Source organism: Amycolatopsis sp. NPDC033938 (assembly GCF_055575975.1).
On the sequence record NZ_JBVIRO010000028.1, the window covers coordinates 54,687 to 74,549 of the forward strand.

General features: G+C 69.3%; 19 protein-coding genes. 10 read left to right on the forward strand and 9 right to left on the reverse strand.

What is annotated here, in order from left to right; genetic code table 11:
- Positions 1–226: 226 nt before the first annotated feature.
- Complete coding sequence (locus ACZ5ZX_RS39085; protein ID WP_465507035.1) at positions 227–514, reverse strand: DUF3027 domain-containing protein; 288 nt, start codon at positions 512–514, stop codon at positions 227–229.
- A gap of 118 nt (positions 515–632) precedes the next feature.
- Here ACZ5ZX_RS39085 and ACZ5ZX_RS39090 point away from each other — a divergent pair, with 118 nt between their 5' ends.
- Positions 633–1,061, forward strand: coding sequence for a hypothetical protein (locus ACZ5ZX_RS39090; RefSeq protein ID WP_465507036.1), 429 nt, complete (start codon positions 633–635; stop codon positions 1,059–1,061).
- Here ACZ5ZX_RS39090 and ACZ5ZX_RS39095 read toward each other — a convergent pair.
- On the reverse strand, positions 1,009–1,467 hold the full coding sequence (locus tag ACZ5ZX_RS39095; protein ID WP_465507037.1) for a hypothetical protein: 459 nt from the start codon (positions 1,465–1,467) through the stop codon (positions 1,009–1,011). The two genes, ACZ5ZX_RS39090 and ACZ5ZX_RS39095, sit on opposite strands and share 53 nt — an antisense overlap.
- Before the next feature lie 186 nt (positions 1,468–1,653).
- On the opposite strand from ACZ5ZX_RS39095, the gene ACZ5ZX_RS39100 reads away from it, so the two are divergent.
- Positions 1,654–2,079, forward strand: coding sequence for a DoxX family protein (locus tag ACZ5ZX_RS39100; protein WP_465507038.1), 426 nt, complete (start codon positions 1,654–1,656; stop codon positions 2,077–2,079).
- A gap of 63 nt (positions 2,080–2,142) precedes the next feature.
- Here the strand turns inward: ACZ5ZX_RS39100 and ACZ5ZX_RS39105 are convergent, their stop codons facing one another.
- The 3 genes from ACZ5ZX_RS39105 to ACZ5ZX_RS39115 all read right to left on the reverse strand — a co-directional run bounded on the left by ACZ5ZX_RS39105 (position 2,143) and on the right by ACZ5ZX_RS39115 (position 5,811).
- Positions 2,143–2,850 (reverse strand): TIGR03089 family protein, encoded by a 708-nt coding sequence (locus tag ACZ5ZX_RS39105; protein WP_465507039.1) that lies wholly within the window; start codon positions 2,848–2,850, stop codon positions 2,143–2,145.
- 9 nt (positions 2,851–2,859) lie between these two features.
- Positions 2,860–4,176: an LCP family protein gene (locus ACZ5ZX_RS39110; RefSeq protein WP_465507040.1), complete on the reverse strand. Its 1,317-nt coding sequence runs from the start codon at positions 4,174–4,176 to the stop codon at positions 2,860–2,862.
- Between the two features lie 90 nt (positions 4,177–4,266).
- Entirely contained in the window at positions 4,267–5,811 is a 1,545-nt protein-coding gene (locus tag ACZ5ZX_RS39115; RefSeq protein WP_465507041.1) for an LCP family protein, read from the reverse strand.
- A 150-nt stretch (positions 5,812–5,961) separates the two neighbouring features.
- On the opposite strand from ACZ5ZX_RS39115, the gene rfbB reads away from it, so the two are divergent.
- Complete coding sequence (gene rfbB, locus ACZ5ZX_RS39120) at positions 5,962–6,951, forward strand: dTDP-glucose 4,6-dehydratase (RefSeq protein WP_465507042.1); 990 nt, start codon at positions 5,962–5,964, stop codon at positions 6,949–6,951.
- Positions 6,948–7,826 (forward strand): dTDP-4-dehydrorhamnose reductase, encoded by an 879-nt coding sequence (gene rfbD, locus ACZ5ZX_RS39125; RefSeq protein WP_465507043.1) that lies wholly within the window; start codon positions 6,948–6,950, stop codon positions 7,824–7,826. Before rfbB ends, rfbD begins: the two co-directional genes overlap by 4 nt.
- Positions 7,827–7,835: 9 nt before the next feature.
- Here the strand turns inward: rfbD and ACZ5ZX_RS39130 are convergent, their stop codons facing one another.
- Genes ACZ5ZX_RS39130 through ACZ5ZX_RS39140 form a run of 3 tightly spaced genes read right to left on the reverse strand, consistent with a single transcriptional unit; the run spans position 7,836 to position 12,386 of the window.
- The gene (locus tag ACZ5ZX_RS39130; protein ID WP_465507044.1) at positions 7,836–8,924 is read right to left on the reverse strand and encodes a glycosyltransferase family 4 protein; all 1,089 of its coding nucleotides are present in this window, start codon (positions 8,922–8,924) and stop codon (positions 7,836–7,838) included.
- A complete protein-coding gene (locus ACZ5ZX_RS39135; protein ID WP_465507045.1) occupies positions 8,917–11,430 on the reverse strand; it encodes a glycosyltransferase in 2,514 nt (837 codons plus the stop codon). The genes ACZ5ZX_RS39130 and ACZ5ZX_RS39135 overlap by 8 nt, the downstream gene beginning before the upstream one ends.
- A 32-nt stretch (positions 11,431–11,462) precedes the next feature.
- The gene (locus ACZ5ZX_RS39140) at positions 11,463–12,386 is read right to left on the reverse strand and encodes a glycosyltransferase family 2 protein (protein ID WP_465507046.1); all 924 of its coding nucleotides are present in this window, start codon (positions 12,384–12,386) and stop codon (positions 11,463–11,465) included.
- A 19-nt stretch (positions 12,387–12,405) separates the two neighbouring features.
- Here ACZ5ZX_RS39140 and ACZ5ZX_RS39145 point away from each other — a divergent pair, with 19 nt between their 5' ends.
- The 4 genes from ACZ5ZX_RS39145 to ACZ5ZX_RS39160 all read left to right on the forward strand — a co-directional run bounded on the left by ACZ5ZX_RS39145 (position 12,406) and on the right by ACZ5ZX_RS39160 (position 16,791).
- Positions 12,406–13,491 (forward strand): glycosyltransferase family 4 protein, encoded by a 1,086-nt coding sequence (locus tag ACZ5ZX_RS39145; RefSeq protein WP_465507047.1) that lies wholly within the window; start codon positions 12,406–12,408, stop codon positions 13,489–13,491.
- Positions 13,492–13,531: 40 nt separating this feature from the next.
- Positions 13,532–14,668 carry a glycosyltransferase family 4 protein gene (locus ACZ5ZX_RS39150; protein WP_465507054.1) on the forward strand — a complete coding sequence of 379 codons (1,137 nt, stop codon included), beginning with the start codon at positions 13,532–13,534 and terminating at the stop codon, positions 14,666–14,668.
- A 160-nt stretch (positions 14,669–14,828) separates the two neighbouring features.
- On the forward strand, positions 14,829–15,692 hold the full coding sequence (locus ACZ5ZX_RS39155; RefSeq protein ID WP_465507048.1) for a glycosyltransferase family 2 protein: 864 nt from the start codon (positions 14,829–14,831) through the stop codon (positions 15,690–15,692).
- A 58-nt stretch (positions 15,693–15,750) separates the two neighbouring features.
- Positions 15,751–16,791: a serine hydrolase domain-containing protein gene (locus ACZ5ZX_RS39160; RefSeq protein WP_465507049.1), complete on the forward strand. Its 1,041-nt coding sequence runs from the start codon at positions 15,751–15,753 to the stop codon at positions 16,789–16,791.
- A 359-nt stretch (positions 16,792–17,150) separates the two neighbouring features.
- Here the strand turns inward: ACZ5ZX_RS39160 and ACZ5ZX_RS39165 are convergent, their stop codons facing one another.
- Positions 17,151–17,585 carry a hypothetical protein gene (locus ACZ5ZX_RS39165; RefSeq protein WP_465507050.1) on the reverse strand — a complete coding sequence of 145 codons (435 nt, stop codon included), beginning with the start codon at positions 17,583–17,585 and terminating at the stop codon, positions 17,151–17,153.
- A 204-nt stretch (positions 17,586–17,789) separates the two neighbouring features.
- Here ACZ5ZX_RS39165 and manB point away from each other — a divergent pair, with 204 nt between their 5' ends.
- Both manB and ACZ5ZX_RS39175 read left to right on the forward strand, forming a co-directional pair.
- The gene (gene manB, locus ACZ5ZX_RS39170) at positions 17,790–18,869 is read left to right on the forward strand and encodes a mannose-1-phosphate guanylyltransferase (protein ID WP_465507051.1); all 1,080 of its coding nucleotides are present in this window, start codon (positions 17,790–17,792) and stop codon (positions 18,867–18,869) included.
- 2 nt (positions 18,870–18,871) lie between these two features.
- Positions 18,872–19,768: a DNA-3-methyladenine glycosylase family protein gene (locus tag ACZ5ZX_RS39175; RefSeq protein ID WP_465507052.1), complete on the forward strand. Its 897-nt coding sequence runs from the start codon at positions 18,872–18,874 to the stop codon at positions 19,766–19,768.
- The last annotated feature ends 95 nt before the right edge of the window (positions 19,769–19,863 follow it).

Sequence of the window (19,863 nt, forward strand, 5' to 3'; positions counted from 1 at the left end):
AGTCCCGAAGTGAGCCAGGCCGTCAGACGCCGGGTAGGGCCAAGATCCACCGAGAACTGGCGAGAGACGTTAAGCAGGTCAGAGGCCGTTTTCAGGCAAGATTGCCAGCACAGCCGAAACCGGCCGAGAGATCACCCAGGTCTACGAAAGGCACCAACCAGATCGAGCGCATGGTCATGGCGCACGCCCTGCACAAGGGCTGACGCCCACGTACTTCCGGCGCGGGTCAGCCGAACGAACCGTCACCGCGTTCGGTGAAAGCGGTGCAGCCGTCGTGTTCGAAGCGAACCATCCCGTCGAAAATCGAGTGCGCATTGGCACAGACGCCGTAGTCGTCGCCGAGCCGGCCGTGCAAGGGGACCCACATGGCACATCCGCCACATTGTTCGCCGTGCCAGTCGTCGAGGTAAGGCTCTCCGGGTGCTCCTCGGTTGAGTCGCTCGCGCCAGCGCGCGTGGCAGGTGCGGTTGAATTTCTCGTCGTTGCCCGACCAGGGCTGGTTCGCGTCAGGCACGACCTCAGGTTAGAGGCGTCACTGGGGGTGGGCGATCGGTTAAACAAGTGGATCGAGCCTCGGTGAGATGGTTCACGGAGGGGCGGCGATCAAGCGCGGACCCTGTCACTCTCGAAGGATGTTCTGGTCCGCTCCGGTGTCGTGGACACCGCATGACGAGGCCGAGCTGATCGCCGGTTGGCGGTTGTGGCTCGAGCTCGGGGATCGCACGTGGCCGTCGGCCGCGTGGGACGGGACGGCGGCCGACGTGGTGAGGCCGTTGCGCGAGCTGGTCGCGGCCTGCGACGAGATCGAGACGGGCTACCGCAAGGCGGTGGCCGTGCCGTCCGAGGAGTTCATCCGCATCATCCAATTCCTCGTGTTCACCGCCAGTACGGTGATCGAGTTGTGGGCCGACGACGAGGTCCCGCTCGACGCCGAGCGGATCTCGTTGCTGCACGCGGATCTGGCCGGTTTCGCCGAGCATGCCGAACGGGTGCTCGAGGTGCTGGCGGTCAGCGGGGGCTGGACGGGTCTGGCCGCGGAGCACCGGCGGACGGATCGCTGAGCGATTCCGGCTTCTCGACCCATGCGAACCGCGAGCCCGCCAGGTGCTCGGTCAGCGGGCGAGCCAGCGAGAGCAGGGTCACCGGCGTGTCGTACGGGGCCTCGCCGGGCGCGATCGCGTAGCCGGTTTCGACCACGGATTCCTCCTGCTCGTCGGTCTCGACGTCGTGGCGGATGACGCCGTCGTCGTTCGACCAAGTGCCGCCGAGGGCGCGATGGAACTTCAGGACCAGTTCGCCCGGAGTGGGCGTCGCCCAGGTGAAGCGGGACACCGCGAACTCGGTGCTCCAGCTCGCCCAGTAGAGCCATCCGGTGCCGTCGCCGCGGAACACCAGGTCGACGGACTCGACGCTGCCCGGATGCAAGATTTCATCCGTCCACATGCCGGTCAGGCGTTCGTCTTTCACAGGGGAGATTTTGCCCGCTGTACAGGGGATAACGTGCGCCACCTTCCACGGAGGGCATGCCGCCGTCCGGGTGCGCTTCCTGTCGGATACCTGTCGATCACGCTCCGGAGGTGCCGTCGGAGGTGCCCGGTGCCTTACCGTCGTACGGGTAAGTTGAATATTCACCTATCAGAAAGCTGATACCTGATGTTCGCTCGTTTCAAGGATGTCGCCCTCCTGCTGGGCCGGATCGGGGTCGGCGTGGTGTTCCTCGCTCACGGCCTGCAGAAATGGGATAACGGGATCGACGGCACCGCGAAGTTCTTCGAGCAGACAGGCATCCCGCTGCCGACGCTCGCGGCGATCTTCGCGATCGCGGTGGAGATCGTCGGCGCCATCTTGTTCATCGTCGGTTTCCTGACACCGCTGGTGGGCCTCGGCTTCGTCGTGGTTTCCGTCGGCGCTCTGCTCTCGGTGCACATCGACAACGGCCTGACCGGTCAGGGCGGTTACGAACTGGTGCTCGTCCTGGCGGTCGCCGGGCTCGCGCTCGGTTTCAACGCCGGAAAGCTCTCGCTCGACCATGTGCTCTTCGGGCGCAAGCGTGAGGCGAAGCAGCTTCAGGACGCCTGACCCGCGTGCTATGAAAGGACCTTTCCTTGCCAAATTTGCAAGGAAAGGTCCTTTCATGGCGCTTCAGGAGGGGAGATCCGCGGTCGTCCGCTCGGCTTCGCGCCGAGAAGCGAGTTTGGCCGGATCGGCGTTGCTGACCTGGACCAGATGCGCACCGGCCGCGAGCGGCGTCAGGAATCCCGCGAGGATCCCCTCCGCGCCAGTCCATTCTACAGTGGACAGAACACGGTCGTCCGCGGACAAATTCGCCGAAGAGGCACGGGAACGAGCCTCGGCGAGCACCTCGTCCACAGTGGACGAATCGAGGGCGGGAGTGTCGCCGGGCACGGGGAACAGCGGGCTGAACTGGTCACCCGAAAGCCGGGCTTCGGTCAAGTAGTCCAGCGCCCCGTCCGGCACGGAACCGGCGGGCAGCCCGAGGCCCATCGGGTGCAGCGAGACGACGGCGGTCGCGGACGCGTCGGAAACGCCGTCCGGCGCGATGAACGCCACCCGCGCGCCCGCGGTCTCCGTCACCACCCTCGCGCCGCACCACCAGGCGCCCAGCAGGACGCCGGCGGTCTGCCAATGCGACGGCAGCACCACGGCGACCTCGTCACCCGGCTCGACGTCGAACTCGTCGACCAGCCAGTTCGCCGTTTTGGCCGCCCAGTTCACCGTGGTCGCCACGGACAGCTCGACCCGGCTGCCCTGCTTGTCGTCGTAGTGGGTGATCAGCGGTTTCGCGAGCGACCCGAGCAGGGGCCGCAGCAAGAGATCGGTGAGGCTCACGCCTCAACGCTAGTTCACGCAGGGAACGCTCGATGCGGCGAGCAGGGGAGCCGCTCCCGCGGCCCCGCCGCCACCGCCCCGCCCCACCAGACCGGCGACGAAGGTCCGCACGGCGGCGGGGTCGATCTCGACGATGCTCTGGCCGTCCGCGCTGCGGCCGTTGATGTTCACCACGGGAATGGTCGTGAACGTCAGGTCGCCCGACGCGATGCCCTTCGCCTGCTGAGCGAACTCCAGCAGGTCCAGCCCTTCGTCCAGGACGATCGAGCGGTGCACGACGTCCATCAGGCCGCCCATCGTCGACGGGCTGGTCAGCGTGCCCGCCGAGAGCACCTGGTTGAGCGCCGAGGACAGGAAGGTCTGCTGACGCACGATGCGGTCGAGGTCGCCGCGCGGCAGGTTCTTCCGCTGGCGAACGAAGGACAGCGCCTCGCCGCCGGAGACGACCTGCTCCCCGCGCCGGAAGTTCGCGCCGGAGTCCTTGTCCTCGGTGGCGTGGTTGAGGCAGACCTTGACCCCGCCCAGCGCCTCGGTCAGCAGGTAGAACCCGAGCAGGTTGACCTCGGCGTAGTGGTCGATGCGGATCTGCGTCAGGTCCTGCACGGTCTGGACCAGTGCCTTGCGGCCTTCCTGGTCGGAATCGCGTTCGAGTCTCGCCTGGTCGGACTCGCCGCGGTGCGCGTTCGCGTAGTTCGCCTTCGCGACGCCGTACGCGGAATTGATCTTGTTCTTGCCGCGGCCGGGGATGTCGGTCCAGGTGTCACGGGGAATCGAGACGCCGGAGGGTTTCCCGCCCGTCTTCGGAATGCGCAGGATGATGATGGTGTCGGTGTTGACGCCGGGCTTTTCCTCGGTACGCAGTTCCTTGAGCACCTTCGCCGGCAGCGGATTGCCTTGCGCGTCGGTGCGCGCGTCGCTGCCGACCAGGAGGATGTCGGTCGCGCCGTCGTCGGCGGGCGGCGCGGCGGGATCGTCCGCCTTGCTCAGAGCGTTCGTCGTGGGGACGTTGTTCTGCAACTGGTCTTTCGTGACGTACGCGTAGCCCGTCGTACCGAGGGCGAGCAGCGACACGAGGCCGAGCGCGATCCGGCGGGTGATCCGGCCGGCGCGGCGCAGCGGGCGCTCGGGTACGGCGAGTACGCCGGAGACCGCTTCGTCCTCGGGCGGGGCGGAAGGCTGGGGAAGCGGGTCCCGAGGGTACGGCGTCGGGACGAACCGGGGCTTTTCGTCACTCTCGGTGTCCGAGGCGGTGGCCTCGTCCTGCTTCGGCTCGTCGGTGTCCGATGTGTCCGGACGTTCGCCGATGTCCTTGTCTTCGCTGTCCATCCCAGTTCACCACCCCTCGGGCTGCCCGTTGATCCGATCGTAGGAGAAGGCTAGGTCACCGGGAGGCCGGCCACGCTGAGTACCCGGACATTAATTGACGCAGGGCACATTGCCCGCGACGATCGGAGTGGTGGTCGGCGCCGGAGCGCTGGAGGGCGGCTGAGCCGGCTTCGAAGCGGCCGACGACTTCGGCGGCGCCGTGGTCGCACCGCCGGGGCCGGCGGACGCGCCCTTGAAGTCCTTGCCGAGCAGGACCCGCACCTTGCCGGGGGCGACATCGCGATCCGCCTCGGCCTGCACCGCGGTGCCGAAGACCTGCTTGATCAGGGCGAGCGCCTTCTCGTCGCCCGGCGCGTACCGGATGACCGTGGAGTTGCGCGTGCTGAGCTTGGTGTCGGCCGCGAGTTTGAACCCCTTGCCCTGCAAGAGGTTCCGGGTGTCGGAGGCCAGCGAGGGCGAACCCGACCCGTCGAACAGTTCGACGGTCACCGCTTCCGCGCCCGGCAGGGTGGCCTGTGCCTCGGTGGACGGCGGCTGCCCGTCGGAGGTCAGGCGGTTGATCTCGGCCTGCACCTGCGCCGGGTCCACGCGGAGCACGGCGGCGCCGCCGATGGTCGCGTCGCCCTGGGTCGGGATCGTGTGGAACTCGACGTTGCCGCTGGTCAGGCCGCGCATCTGCGCGGCGAACTCCGGCAGGTCCCAGCCCGCCGACAGTACGACCGACTTCTTCACCGCGTCGATCAGGTTCGCGATCTTCGCCGGGTTGGCCAGGACGTCCGACGAGAGGACCTTGTTCGCCAGCCCGGACAGGAAGGCCTGTTGCCGCGCGATCCGGTCGAGGTCGCCGTTCTGCAGGTCGTACCGCTGGCGGACGAACGCGAGCGCCTGGACGCCTTCCACGGTCTGCCGGCCGGCAGGCAGGTCGACGCCGGACTTCCGTTCCTTGACCGGGCCGTTGAGGCAGACCTCGACACCGCCGATCGCCTTGGTGATCTCGTAGAAGCTCGACAGGTTCACCTCGGCGTACCGGTCGATCATCTTCGGCTTGCCGATGAACTGCTCCAGCGTCGCGATCAGGTTCTTGCGACCGGCGTCCTTGGCCTTGGCGTCGACGTCCTTGAGGTTCGTGTTGCCCTGCTGCTGCAGCGTCTTCGACGTGTCGTTGTAGGCGTACACGTACGCGCTGTTGAGCTTGTGCTTGCCGAAGCCGCCGGTGATCTCGACCCACGAGTCACGGGGGAAGGAGATCGCGGTCGCCTTCTTGCCGTTCTGCGGGATGTGCACCAAGATCATCGTGTCGGTCTGGCGCTCGCCGTCGGCGTTGCCGGCGTGGAGCATGTCGAGGACCTCGCGCGGCAGCGGGTTGCCCTGCGCGTCGGTGCGGCTGTCCTGGCCGACGAGCAGGATGTCGATCGCGCCGTCCAGCGGTTTCGCCGGCGGGTGGCCGTTGTCCTCGAAGAGGTTGGTCGTGGCGAACCCCTGCGAAGGGTCGCCGATGAACTGCCAGCCCCACCAGGTCAGTGCCAGGATCGTGATCGAGACCAGGCTGAACACGACCTTCACCCCTCGACGGGCGAACACCACGACGCCGCCGCCACGGCGCGCCGGAATGGGTGGCCCGGGCCACTCGGTCACGTGCGGTCCTCCACGAATCTCCCCAGGGCACACGTGTGCCTCGGACATAACTCTACTGACCCCTGTGTCAGACGTCCGTAGGCTGGTGAAAGGTTGCCCCGGTCGTGACACACTCGGCTGGTCAGGAAGTCGTGAAGAGAGGGTCGCGGGATGCGGGTGCTGGTCACTGGGGGTGCCGGGTTCATCGGTTCGCATTACGTCCGGCAGGTGCTGACGGGGGAGTATCCAAGCTTGGCCGACGCCGAGGTCGTCGTGCTCGACAAGCTGACCTACGCGGGTAACGAAGCGAATCTGGAGCCGGTGAGCAAGAACCCGCGCTACCGGTTCGAAAAGGGCGACATCTGTGACGCCGCCCTGGTCAGCGAGCTGATGCGGGGGATCGATCTGGTCGTGCATTTCGCCGCCGAGTCCCATGTGGACCGTTCGATCGCCGGTGCGGCCGACTTCGTGCTGACCAACGTGCTCGGCACGCAGACCCTGTTGCAGGGCGCGCTCGAAGCTGAGGTCGGGAAGTTCGTGCACGTGTCCACCGACGAGGTCTACGGCTCCATCGAGGAAGGTTCCTGGAGCGAAGACCACGCGCTGGAGCCGAATTCGCCGTACTCGGCGTCGAAGGCGTCCTCGGATCTGTTGGCGCGTTCCTTCTTCCGTACGCACGGACTGCCCGTCTGTGTCACGAGGTGTTCGAACAACTACGGTCCGTACCAATTCCCGGAGAAGGTCATCCCGCTCTTCGTGACCAACCTGCTCGACGGCAAGAAGGTCCCGCTGTACGGCGACGGGCTCAACGTGCGTGACTGGCTGCACGTGGACGATCACTGTCGCGGCATCCAGTACGTCGCCGACGGCGGCAGGCCGGGCGAGGTCTACAACATCGGCGGTGGCACGGAACTGACCAACCGTGAGCTGACCGAGCGGCTGCTGAGCGCCGTCAGCGCGGAGTGGGAGATGGTCGAGCCGGTCGAGGACCGCAAGGGGCACGACCGCCGGTACTCGGTCGACATCACCAAGATCTCGCAGGAGCTCGGTTACGCGCCCCGCAAGTCCTTTGAGGACGGACTGGCCGAAACCGTCGCCTGGTACGCCGAAAACCGGTCGTGGTGGGAGCCGCTGAAGAACCGTTCGGCACAGGGGAAATGACGGTGCTGAGCCTTCTCGTACCTGGCGGTTCCGGTCAGCTCGGGCAGGACATCGCCGCGTTGGCGCCGGACGCCGCGACGCCGTCGTCGGCGGAGTTGGACGTGCGTGACACCGGCCAGGTCATCGCCGCGGTGACCGCGCTGGCGGACCGGGCCCGCGCGGCCGGGGCGTCGCCGGTGGTGATCAACGCGGCGGCCTACACCGCGGTGGACGCGGCGGAAACCGATGAGGAGCGCGCGTTCGCGGTGAACGCCGACGGTCCCCGGGTGCTCGCCGCGGCGTGCTCGTCGCGCGGGGTGCCGCTCATCCATGTCTCGACGGACTACGTCTTCGCGGGAGACGCGACTTCGCCGTACGAGGCCGATGATCTGCTGGGGCCGCTCAACGCCTACGGCCGGACGAAGGCGGCGGGCGAGGACGCCGTCCTCGGCTCCGGTGCGCGCTCCTGGATCGTCCGTACCTCGTGGGTGTACGGCAAGACCGGGTCGAACTTCGTGAAGACCATGGCGCGCCTGGAAAAGGAGCGCGAATCCCTGTCCGTTGTGGACGATCAGACCGGTTCGCCGACCTGGTCCCGCGATCTCGCGGCCGGCCTGCTGGAGCTGGCGGGCCGGGTGGCCGCCGGGGAAGGGCCGGCGCAGCGGGTGCTGCACTGCACCGGTGGCGGGTCGACGACGTGGTGTGGGTTCGCACGGGCGATCTTCACGGAACTCGGCGCGGATCCGGCGCGGGTGAAGCCTTGTACGACGGCGGAATTCCCGCGGCCGGCGGCTCGGCCGGCGTACGGGGTGCTGTCGAACGCTTCGTGGCGCGAGGCGGGGCTGACGCCGCTTCGGGACTGGACCGAGGCACTCAAGGCCTACTTCGCGTCCTGACCTCGAGCGTCAGTGTTCGGTGCTGGCCTTGCGGTAGGCGGCGACGGTGAGTTCGGCGCACGCGCGCCAGGTGAAGTTCGCGACGTGGGCGCGGCGCGCGGCGGAGGTGGCGACGGCGTGCGGGTCGCTGACGGCGATCCGCAACGCCTCCACGAGCGCGTCGACGTCCTCGTACGGGACCAGGCTCGCGCAGTTCCCGGCGACTTCGCGCAGCGCCGGGATGTCCGTGCACACCACGGGCACGTCCGAGGCCATCGCTTCCAGCACCGGGAGCCCGAAACCCTCGTCGCGCGACGGCAGCACCAAGGCGCTGGCCCCGGCGACGACCGTCCGCAGGTTCACGTCCGAGAGATAGCCGAGATGCCGTGAACGCGAGCCCACCGAGAACGAACCCGGCCCGGCGAACACCAGATCCGGCAGGTCCGGCGCGGCTTCGTGAGCCTGCTGGAGCCAGTGCAGACCCTTGCGCGGCCCGGGTGCGCCGGCGAAGAGCAGGTATTTGTCCGGAAGCCCGAGTTCCCTGCGGCGTTCCTTGTCCGGCGGCCGCGCGGTGAACCAGGCCGGGTTCACCCCGAGCGGCGTGACGACGATCTTGCGGCGGTCAACGTCGAGCCGTTCGGCGATCCGGTCGGCGACGGCGTTGGTCGGCGTACAGATCACGTCGGAGAGCCGGGCGCCGCGGCGGACCAGCTGCGGCAGTTCGTGATCGCTCGGCGCGAGTTCTTCCGGAGCGTCCAAAAAGGCCAGATCATGAATGGTCACCACGCCCGCCGCGCGGAACCGTCCCGGCAGGACGAAGTTCGTGCCGTGCACGACATCCGTCGGTCCGGCGAACAGTTCCACCGGCGGCAGTTGCGAACGGAGCCACGCCTTGCGCAGCAACCGTGCCGCCACCGGCATGCCGCGGGCCCGGACGCCGTGCGGGAGCACGTGCCGCAGCCGTCGCCAGCCGCGCAAGGTGAACGCGACCGCACGGGTGTCCACTTCGGACATCGACGCGAGTTCTTCGGACAGGGCGACCGTGTATCGGCCGATACCGGTCCTGGCACCGAGCAGCGGGGTCCCGTCGAGCAGGACGCGCAAGGGGCGGTCAGCCACGGCCGAGCCTTTGCTTGGCGACCTTGACCACCCGGCCGCCGACGCGCCGCACGAGTTCCTTCGGGCCGCCGTCGGCGAGGTATTCGCGGATCAGGTCGACGTCGCGACGCAGCATTTCCTTGCCCCGTACCGGTTCGGTGACCACGAGGTCCGCCGAGCCGGGCAGCCGGTCGGCCGCGGGGCGCGGGTTCCGGCAGAACTCCACGAGCGGTTTCAGCGCCTCCGGCCAGGCGTAGCGCTGGGCGACGACGGCCATCCGTTCCACGCAGCCCGCCGCGAACTCCTCGTCGTACAACGCCTTCTCCAGCGCGTCGGCCAGCGCGTCCGCGTCCTCGGCCGGGACGACGACGCCGAGCCGTTCCTCGCGGACCAGGTCGGCGAACGAGTCGCCGTCGGTGGTGACGATCGGCAGGCCGGCCCACAGATAGTCCAGCACCCTCGTGCGGAACGCGAACGTCGTCTCGACGTGCTCGTAATGCGTGGTGACGCCGCAGTTCGCGTCCAGCAGCCAGTTCTGGCGCTCCTCGAACGGCACCCAGTGCTGGTTGAAGAACACGTGCTTACCGGTGAGCCCGAGCGTGTCGGACAGCAGCATCGTGCGCGCGCCGATGTCCATTTCGGCGACCTCGGGGTTGGGATGCTTCATCCCGAGGAACACCAGCCGGACGTCGCCGCGGCGCTGCCGCAGTTTCTCGATCGCGCGGACCAGGGTGAGCGGGTCGAACCAGCTGTAGACCCCGCCCGCCCACAGTACGACGTGGTCGGTCTCGCCGATGCCGTCCAAAGTGGACCGCAGACCGGGGCCGGTGCGGACCGGTGCCTGCGGAGACAGGCCGAACGGAACGACCGAGAGCAGCGATTGCGTGGTCGGGTCCGCGTCGTAGAGACGTGGCGAAAGCCTGCCCATCGCGGCGAGGTGCCCGAGCCAGAAATGCCGCTGCCGCTCCGACGCGCACAGGAAGAAGTCGCCGCGTTCCAGCTGTGCGTCGAGGACCTTGGTGACCCCGATGAGATCCTTCGCGCGCTTGTCGTCGGCGACGCCCTTGCCCTGCTCCAGCAGTTCCAGGTGCATCGGGTCGTAGAGATCCGCGACGACGATCTTGTGCGCGTACTGCTTCTTGAGCGCGGGCGCGAGTTCCAGCACGTGACCCTGCAGGACGATGATGTCGGCCCACGCGATCGGGGCCTCCAGCTCACGCCGCGTCGCCGCGCTGACCTGGAACGGCGCGGGCGGGGGGTCGGCGCGCGGGTTGACCGTCACCAGGTGGACGTCGTGTTCGGCGGCCAGCGTCGCGGAGATGTTCCACGCGCGGATCGCCGGACCCGCCATCCGCTCGGTGATCGCGTCCCCGGTGATCACCAGGATCTTGCGGCGCTGTCCGAAAAGCGCGTCGATGCCAAAGGTCTCGACCAGGATCTCGTGCGCGGCGAGGTAGCGCGGCAGTGGATACGCGGGCTCCAAGGCCTTGCGCAGCAGGGGAAGCAGATCGGCGTCGGTGCGGACGCGGGCGGCCTGCTCGGCGGCGCGCGACTCGGCCAGCGAAGGCAGCAGTTCGACGAACTGATCGATCGCCAGCACTCCGGCCAGGGTCGTCCGCGGTACCTCGACCGGACCGGTCTCGGCCGGGCCGACGCCCTTGGCGAGGTCGAACTGTGTCGCGTCGAGGTCGCCGCGCGCGGTCGCCCGGCGGACGGCCAGCGCCAGCGCGGCCGGCAGTGCGCGTGCGAGCGTTTCGTCGGAGAGGTTCTTGTACAGCGCGGCCAAAGCGTTGCGCTCCAGCAGGAACGTCTCCCGCCCGGAGTCGGGAGCGTCCACTGTGGACATCGTGGCGTGGTGTTTGTGGTAGGTCAGCGACTCCGGCACGTACCGGACGCGCCAGCCGCGCAGGTTGAGGCGCCAGCCGAGGTCGACGTCCTCGTAGAACATGAAGAACCGCTCGTCGAAGCCGCCGAGTTCGGCGAACACCCCGGCGCGGACGAACATCGCCGAACCGGTGGCGAACAGGACGTCCTTGGCGATCTCGTGGTCGGCGGCCGGGACGTCGGCCAGCGGGCTTCCGGCGTGCCGTTTGTAGCCCATGCCGAACCAGGTCAGGCCCGCGTCGACGAAGTCGGTGCCGGTGCCGTCCCAGTCGAGGACCTTGCTGGCCACCGCGGCGACCGTCGGCTGGGCGCGCAGTTCGGCGACGGCCGCGCGCACCCAGCCCGGTGCCGGGCGGGCGTCGTTGTTGAGGAAGGCGAGGACGGTGCCCGTGGCGTGCTGCGCGCCGAGGTTGCAGCCGCCCGCGAAGCCGGAGTTCACCGGGGACTCGACGAGCTTGACGCCCGGGGCCGCCGCCTTGATCTCGGCGACGTCGGAGCCGCCGGAAGCGTTGTCGACGCAGATGACCTCGAGGTTCGGGTAATCGTGTTCAGCGAGCGCGCGCAGGCAGGTGACGGTGTCGGCGGCTCCGCGATAGTTCACCACGATCACCGAGACGACCGGTTGCGTTTCCCCCTGCGCCAAAGCCGTACTCCCTGCACTCGATTGTCGCAAGCTTAATTGCCCGCCCACGCGTCCCAGACCGCGCCTCGGCCGAGCGCGGCGCGGCGCCCGATGGCCCGTCGCTCGACCAGCGTGCGCGGCAGCCGGATCGCCACGGCGGCCAGCACCCGGCAGCGGAGGCTCAGACGGAAGTTCGGCGCCGTCGGTCTCCCCCGAAGAGGTAAGGCGAGCGTGAGCGCGGCGAACTTCACCAGCTGGCGGACCGCGACCTGGCCCGGCGCACACCGGAGGAGCATGAGCAGCCGATTGCGTTCGTTCCACAGGTGAAACTGGACCGAACCCGGCCGCGTGCTGGCGCCATGCTGGTGGGTGACGTCGGCGTCGGCGCTGACGACGTCCCAGCCCGCCAGCCGCAGCCGCCACGCCGTGTCGGTGTCCTCGTAGTAGCAGAAGTAAGCGGCCGGAACGCCGCCGACGGAGCGGAGCGCCTCGACGTTCAGCACGGCCGCGCCTCCGCAGAAGCCGAAGATCTCGTCAGCGGGTTCGGGCAGGTCGGCGCCGTGGCCGTCGGCGGTCAGCCGGACGCCGGTGGACTGGACGGCCCCGTCGGCGAGCGTCAGCCGGGCACTCGCGGCCGCGGCGAGCGGGGCCTCGGCGAGGGTGTCTTCGCAGGTCGCGAGCCACTCCGGGGCGGGCGCGGCGTCGTCGTTCAGCCAGGCCATCAGCGGAGTGTCCACTTTGTCCAGTGCGGCGGCCATGGCGCCCGCGTAACCGGTGTTGCGCCGCAGCCGGAGCACCTCGGGCTTCGACGGGTGGGCGGCGAGGAGCGCGGCCGTCCCGTCGTCCGAGGCGTTGTCGACGACCAGGGTCCGATGTGGCCGTGACTGCGCGGCGAGCGCGTCGAGGCAGGCGGTGACGTGCGCGGCGCCGCGCCAGGTGACCACGACGACGGTGGTGCTCGGTTCGGCGTCGGTCATGCCAGAGACAATAGAGACCATGCCCGAACTGGTCGTGCTCGCCGAGCAGCTGCTGGCGCCCGTCCCCGGCGGGACCGGCCGCTACACCGGTGAGCTGCTGCGGGCGCTCGCGGAGACCGCGCCGCCGGGCTGGACGGTGTCGAGCGTGGTCGCGCGGCACGCCGATATCGAGGCCGCAGTGGTCGAAGGTGTCGAGGGGCCGCGAGTGCTGCCGATCCCGCCGCGGGCGCTGATCGCCGCCTGGCAGCTGGGCCTGCCCTGGTGGCCCGGCGGCGACGCGGTCCACGCGCCGACGCCGCTCGCACCCGCCCGGGTGCTGAGGGGGCGGACGCTGTCGGTCGCGGTACACGACACCGTGCCCTGGACGCATCCCGAGACGTTGACTCCACGCGGCGTCGCGTGGCACAAGGCGGTGATCGCGCGGGCCGCGCGGCGGGCGACCGCGCTGACCGTGCCCACACGAGCGGTCGCGGACGAGCTCGCCGGGCTGGTGCCGGTTTCGGTGCCGGTGAGCGTGATTCCGCACGGCGTGCGGCCTCCTGCCGCGTTCGCCGAGATCGAGCTGCCCGAGAGGTACGTGCTCGCGATCGGGACGATCGAGCCGCGTAAGGGCATCGACGTGCTGATCGAGGCCACCGGCCGGATCGGAACGCCGTTGGTGCTGGCCGGGCAGCCCGGCTGGGGCGGGATCGACCCGGTGGCGCTGGCGCGTGAGCACGGTGCCGACGTCCGGTTGCTGGGGAAGGTGAGCGACGCGGAACTGGCGTTCGCGTTGCGTGGCGCGTCGGTGCTCGCGATGCCGAGCCGGGCGGAGGGCTTCGGGCTGCCACTGATCGAGGCGATGGCGGCGGGGGTACCGGTGGTGCACTCGGACGTGCCTGCCCTGGTCGAGGTGGCCGGGGGAGCGGGCGTCGTCGTACCTGTCGGCGACGCGCAAGCGCTTGCCAAGGCCCTTGAGGAGGTACTAGGCCATCCGGAGCAGGCTGCTGCACTGCGTGATGGTGGCCTCATCCGTTCGAGTGAGTTCACCTGGCGGCGTGCGGCTACGGCCGTTTGGGGCCTTCACCAGCGCGATCAGTTTCTCGGTTCCTCTCCGCGAGGCTAGTGCGCCGCCGTACCCTGCAAGGGTGACCGATGACCCTCGCGTGCTGATCGACGCGACCGCCGTCCCCGCGGACAGGGGTGGCGTCGGTCGTTACGTGGATTCGCTGGTCGCTGCGCTGGACGCGGACGGCGCGCGGATCACCGTCGTCTGCCAGCCGCGGGACGCGGTGCTCTACGACCGCCTCGCGCCCGGTGCGCGGATCGTGCCCACCTCACCGTCGACTTCGACCAGGACGGCCCGGCTGACCTGGGAACAGGCGACGCTGCCGAGGCTGGTCCGGCGGCTCGCCGCCGACGTCGTCCACTCACCGCACTACACGATGCCTCTGGCCAGTCCGGCCGCTTCGGTGGTGACGCTGCACGACGCGACCTTCTTCACCGACGCGATCCTGCACTCCTCGGTGAAGGCGCGCTTCTTCCGCGCCTGGACCGCGACGGCGCTTCGCCGCGCGACGCTGTGTGTCGTGCCGAGCCTCGCGACGGCGGCCGAACTGGAGCGTGTCGGCCAGGTACGGACGGCCGAGCTGGAGATCATCCACCACGGCGTCGAACCGGACCGGTTCCATCCGCCTTCGCCCGCCGAGATCGAGGCCGCGCGTAAGGCCGTCGGGCTCGGGAAGACGCCGTACGTGGCCTTCCTCGGCGCGCTGGAACCGCGCAAGAACGTGCCGGCGCTGATCCGCGGCTTCGCACACGCTGTCACCGGCAGGCCGAACCCGCCCGCACTGGTGCTGGCCGGGCAGCCGGGCTGGGATTCGCAGGTCGAACGCGCGCTGGACGCCGTGCCGCACCGGCTGCGGGTGATCCGGGCGGGCTATCTGCCGTTCGACACCCTCGCCGGGTTCCTCGGCGGTTCCGAACTGGTCGCGTACCCGAGTCTCGGCGAAGGTTTCGGGCTGCCGGTGCTGGAGGCGATGGCGTGCGGCGCGGCCGTGCTCACGACCCGGCGGCTTTCGCTGCCCGAGGTCGGCGGGGACGCGGTGGCCTATTGCGGGGTCGGTGCCGGAGACGTCGCGGCGGCGATCTCGGAACTGCTCGACGATCCCTCGCGGCGGGCGGAGCTGGCCGAAGCCGCGCTTCGGCGGGCGAAGGAGTTCTCGTGGGCGACGACCGCGGAACGGCACCGGGAGGCCTACGCGAAGGCTTGTCACCGGCATGCGCAGCGGCGGGCGGGCTGAGCTGGGCCGCCCTCCGGCGCCGGTTTCCTCCCGCGCCGAAGCACCAGCCTGCGGCGTCGGAAATCCACAGCAGAGGTTCAGTCGTCGAGTTCAGATGTAGTGCAAGCCGTGTCGAACGGGTGGCCGGAGGCACGTTCGCTGACGGGTGGACAATGGCCGCGTGACTGAGCACCCCAGCTACGGCGACGGGCTCGCCGTCGTGACCGTGACGTACTTCCCCGGCGAAACCCTCGAGAAGTTCCTCGACACACTCGAGAAGGCGACGGACCGGGAAGTCCAGGTCGTCGTCGCCGACAACGCCTCCACGGACGGCGCGCCGGAGAAGGCCGCCCGCCGGGACAACGTCAAGCTGCTCAGCATCGGCGAGAACGTCGGTTACGGGACGGCCGCCAACCGTGGTGTCGCGGAACTCGACGACAGCTACGGCTGGGTCGTCGTGGTGAACCCGGACCTCGAATGGGAGCCCGGTTCGCTCGACGCGCTGCTGGAGGTCGCCGAACGCTGGCCGCGCGGTGGCGCGTTCGGGCCGCTCATCCACGATCTCGACGGCACCGTCTACCCGTCGGCCCGGCTGCTGCCGTCGTTCGGCCGCGGGATCGGGCACGCGGTCTTCGGCAAGATCTGGCCGGGCAATCCGTGGACGCGCCAGTACCGCCAGGAGACCGGTACGCCGGTCGAGCGCACGGCGGGCTGGCTTTCCGGGTCCTGCCAGCTGTTCCGCCGCGAGGCCTTCGACTCGGTCGACGGATTCGACACGCGCTACTTCATGTACTTCGAGGACGTCGACCTCGGCGACCGCTTGGCTCGCGCCGGCTGGCTGAACGTGTATGCCCCTTCGTCCAGCGTCATGCACATCGGCGGCCACTCGACTTCGCAGGCTTCGGAGAAGATGCTGCGCGCGCACCACGACAGTGCGTACCGCTACCTCGCGGACCGTCACCGCGGCCTCCGGTGGAAGCCGGTCATGCTCGCGGTGAAGCTCGGCCTCGCACTGCGGCTCAAGCTGGAGACGCGCAAGAAGTAGGCGTTCCGGTCACCGGAACTCGCGCGACTCGGCTCCCGGGCGTCGTTACCGTCGGTGCATGAACCTCGCCGAACTGGACAGCTGGCTGACCGCGCGCGCCGGTGAAGACCGTTTCTCCGGGGTGGTGCTGATCCGGCGCGGCGACGAGACGCTGTTCGAGCGCGGTTACGGTCTGGCCAGCCGTCGCTGGTCGGTGCCGAACGCGCCGGACTTCCGGTACGACACGGCGTCGGTCACCAAGCTCTTCACCGCCATCGCCGCGCTGCGACTGGCCGACGACGGGCGGCTGGACCTCGACCGCCCGATCGGCGAGATCATCGACCTCACCGGCACGGCGATCGCGCTCGGGGCGACGACGCGGCAACTGCTCACGCATACGTCCGGGATCGCCGACGACGCGGACGAGGAGGCCGGCGAGAGCTACGAGGCGCTGTGGGTCGACAAGCCGGTGTACTCGGTCGTGAACACGCGTGATCATCTGCCGAATTTCGCTTACCGGGCACCGAATTTCGCGCCGGGCGAGGGCTGCCGGTACTGCAACTCGGGGTACGTCCTCGCCGGGCTGGTGATCGAAGAGATCACCGGCAGGCCGTATCGCGATCATGTCCAGGAGGCCGTGCTCGACCGTGCGGGGATGACCGATTCGGGCTTCTTCGACCGGCGTGAGCCGCGGCCGAGGGTCGCCGAGGGCTGGGACCCGATCCTCGACGGCGAGCGCGTCACCGGCTGGAAGCAGAACATCTTCAGCTACCCGCCGATCGGTTCACCCGATGGGGGTGCGTACTGCACCGTCGGCGACCTCGTCCTGTTCCTGCGCGCCATCCGGGAGGAACGGCTTCTCTCCTCGGAGCGCACGAAGGAGTTCCTCACGCCGCAAGTGCGCCACAGCAGTGGTGTCTGGTACGGCTACGGCCTCGAATTCGTCCTGGAGCAGGACGGCTCGGTGTGGAACTACTACAAGGACGGCGGGAACGTCGGCGTCTGCTCGCTCGCGCGGCACTATCCGGGCAAGGGGCTGGACGTCGCGCTGCTGTCCAACGCCACGTACGGCGGGGGCGCGGCGATCAAGGAGATCGACCGGGTGATCCGCGCGTCTTGAGGTGGGCGTCGCGTGCAATGAGCCTTTTTCAGCCTGGGGTTCAGAGGTGCGGGTGGGTTTAGTGGCGGCCGAGCCGTGAAGGACTCCTTGAGGGACTCATGGCCACAGGCCACGAGTAGGTACCTAGGAGAGGGGTCGTTCAAACGACACTTATCACTCACGACCAGCTTCGGGCCCGGTGACTCGGGCGGTGGCTCTGACCGGGAGCGTGTGTCACGGGGCCTGAGTGGCCCGACCTCGCAGGTAGTCGACTCTTTGCGACTGTCTGCACCGCGAACCAGGAAGAAAAGGCGCTATGAAAGGTCCTTTCCTTGCAAAATTTGCGAGGAAAGGACCTTTCATTGCACGCGCGAGGGGGACTAGATGCCGTCCAGCCGCCGCGAAAGGTTGGACCGGCCCGAAGGGTTCTGCTTGACCGTCGGCACCAGGCCGCCGACCTCGTTCTCGACGGTTTCCGGCTCCGGCTGTTCGATCAGCGGGCTCCGCACCGGCGCGGCGGGTGGCCTGCGGGTGAGCGGGGTCGTCGCCTGAGGCAGCGGCCGCGTCGGCTGCGCGCCCTGCTGACGGGGGTACGGCTGCGGCCGCGTCGCGCCCTCGGACCGCACCGGCGGCATGTCCAGCCGCGTTGTCGGCTCCGGCCCCGCCAGCGGATGGTCGTTCTCCGCGATCAGCGAGGCCGGTAGCTGGGTGGTGGTGTCCGGGTCCGACGAACGGTCGATCTCCGCGACCACCGATCGGGGGATCTGCTGGGTGTTCGCGGAGTCCATCGGCGACGTGGCGTTGTCCGGTGTCACGACGAAGGCTCCACGTGCGCTGGCACGTGCGAGCAAGGCGTCCGCCCGAGCACGGGGGTCCATCCCCTAGGCCTCCCGACTGACCTGGGGCCCTCTGGGTTCAGGGCCGACTGTGTGCTGTCTAGGGTAGGCCCTCGGGGCGGCCGCCGTCAGGGTTTCCCGCGGCTTGTCGCCCGGCGGCGCGTGATACAGGAGGAGTTCTCTGTGACGTCTGAGGTCAAGGCCGATGCCGTGGTGCTCGTCGGGGGGAAGGGAACCCGGCTGCGCCCGCTGACCCTCTCGGCGCCCAAACCGATGCTCCCGACGGCGGGAACGCCGTACCTGAGCCACCTCTTCTCGCGGATCCGCGAGGCCGGGATGACCCACGTTGTACTGGGAACTTCGTATCGGGCGGAGGTTTTCGAGGAGTATTTCGGCGACGGGTCGGAGCACGGTCTCGAACTCGAATACGTCGTCGAGGAAGAGCCGCTCGACACCGCCGGCGCCATCCGCAACGTCTACGACCGGCTGCGCGCGGACAACGTGATCGTCTTCAACGGCGACATTCTCTCCGGCGCCGACCTTTCAGAACAGTTGCGGACGCACACGGAGTCAGGCGCGGATGTGACCCTCCATCTGCAGCGCGTCGCCGATCCCAGCCGGTTCGGTTCGGTGCCCACGGACGAGAACGGCCGCGTCACGGCCTTCCTGGAGAAGACGCCGAATCCGCCGACCGACCAGATCAACGCCGGCTGCTACGTCTTCCGCCGCGAGGTGATCGAGTCGATCCCGGCGGGCCGCCGGGTCTCGGTCGAGCGCGAGACCTTTCCCTCCCTGCTCGAGAACGGCGCGCACCTGCACGGTTTCGTGGACTCCTCCTACTGGCTCGACGTCGGCACGCCGGAAGCGTTCGTCCGTGGCAGTTCGGACCTCGTGCGCGGTGTGGCGCCGACATCGGCGCTGCCGGGGCCGACCGGCGACGCGCTGGTGCTGGAAGGGGCCAGCGTCTTCGTGGACGCCGTGCTCCGTGGCGGGTCGACGATCGGCGCGGAAGCGCTGATCGGCAAGGGTGCGATCGTGGACGGGTCGGTCGTCTTCGACGGCGCCGAGGTCGGCGAAGGGGCTGTCGTGGAGCGCTCGGTGCTCGGTGCCGGGGTGAAGGTCGGCGCGGGAGCGGTGCTCCGCGGCGTCGTCATCGGTGACGGAGCCTCGGTGGGCGCGGGCTGTGAGCTGCTCGACGGCGCCCGCGTGTGGCCCGGGGTGACCCTGCCCGAAGGCGGCATTCGCTTCTCGAGCGACGCCTAGCCATGCGGTTCACCCCCGGCTACGAACTCGACCTGGACATGGTGCTGGGTCCGCTGAGCCGTGGGTCACGCTCGCCCAACGTCGTCCGCACCGAGAGCGGCGTCACCTGGCTGGCCGCCAACACCGCGGACGGCGCGGGCACGCTCGCGCTGCTGCGGCGCGCGGACGGCGAGATCGAGGCGGAGGCCTGGGGCCCCGGTGCCGACAGGCTGCTCGACGGCGTCCCGGCGATGCTGGGCGCGCACGACGACGACTCCGAATTCGTGGCGCACCACGACGTCATCGCGTCGGCCCGGCGCCGCAATCCGGGGCTGCGGCTCGGTTCGACCGGCCGGGTGTGGGACGCGCTGGTGCTCGCCGTGCTGGAGCAGAAGGTGACCAGCGCGGAGGCATTGCGGTCTTGGAGCGAACTGTGCCGCTGGTTCGGGGAGCAGGCGCCGGGGCCGGGACCGGCACGGCTGCGGGTGCCGCCGACGCCCGTCGCCATCCGGTCCATTGTGGACTGGAAATGGCATCGCGCCGGGGTGGACCTGAAGAGGCGGACGACGTTGATCAACGCCGCCCGCGTCGCGCCCCGGCTGGAAAAGGCCGTCGAACTGAAGGGTGTCGAAGGCCGGGCCTGGCTGCGGAAGGTCCCCGGCATCGGGGTGTGGACCGCCGCGGAGATCGCGCAGCGTGCCTGGGGCGACCCGGACGCGGTGAGCTTCGGCGACTACAACATCCCGTCGATGGTCGGGCACGCGCTCGTCGGCACGAAACTCGACGACGCCGGGATGTCCGAGGTACTGGCGCCGTACTCGCCGCAGCGGCAGCGCGCGGTGCGCTACCTCTCCACGGCCGGGTTCCGCCGCCCGAGGTTCGGGCCGAAGATCGAACTCCGCGACTATCGCGCCATGTGACTAGGGCGTGTCCTGGGGATCTTCATCGGAGGTGGAGGATGATGCAGGCGAGGATGATCTCGGCGCGGTGATAGGCGGCTCGTTTGGCGAAACGG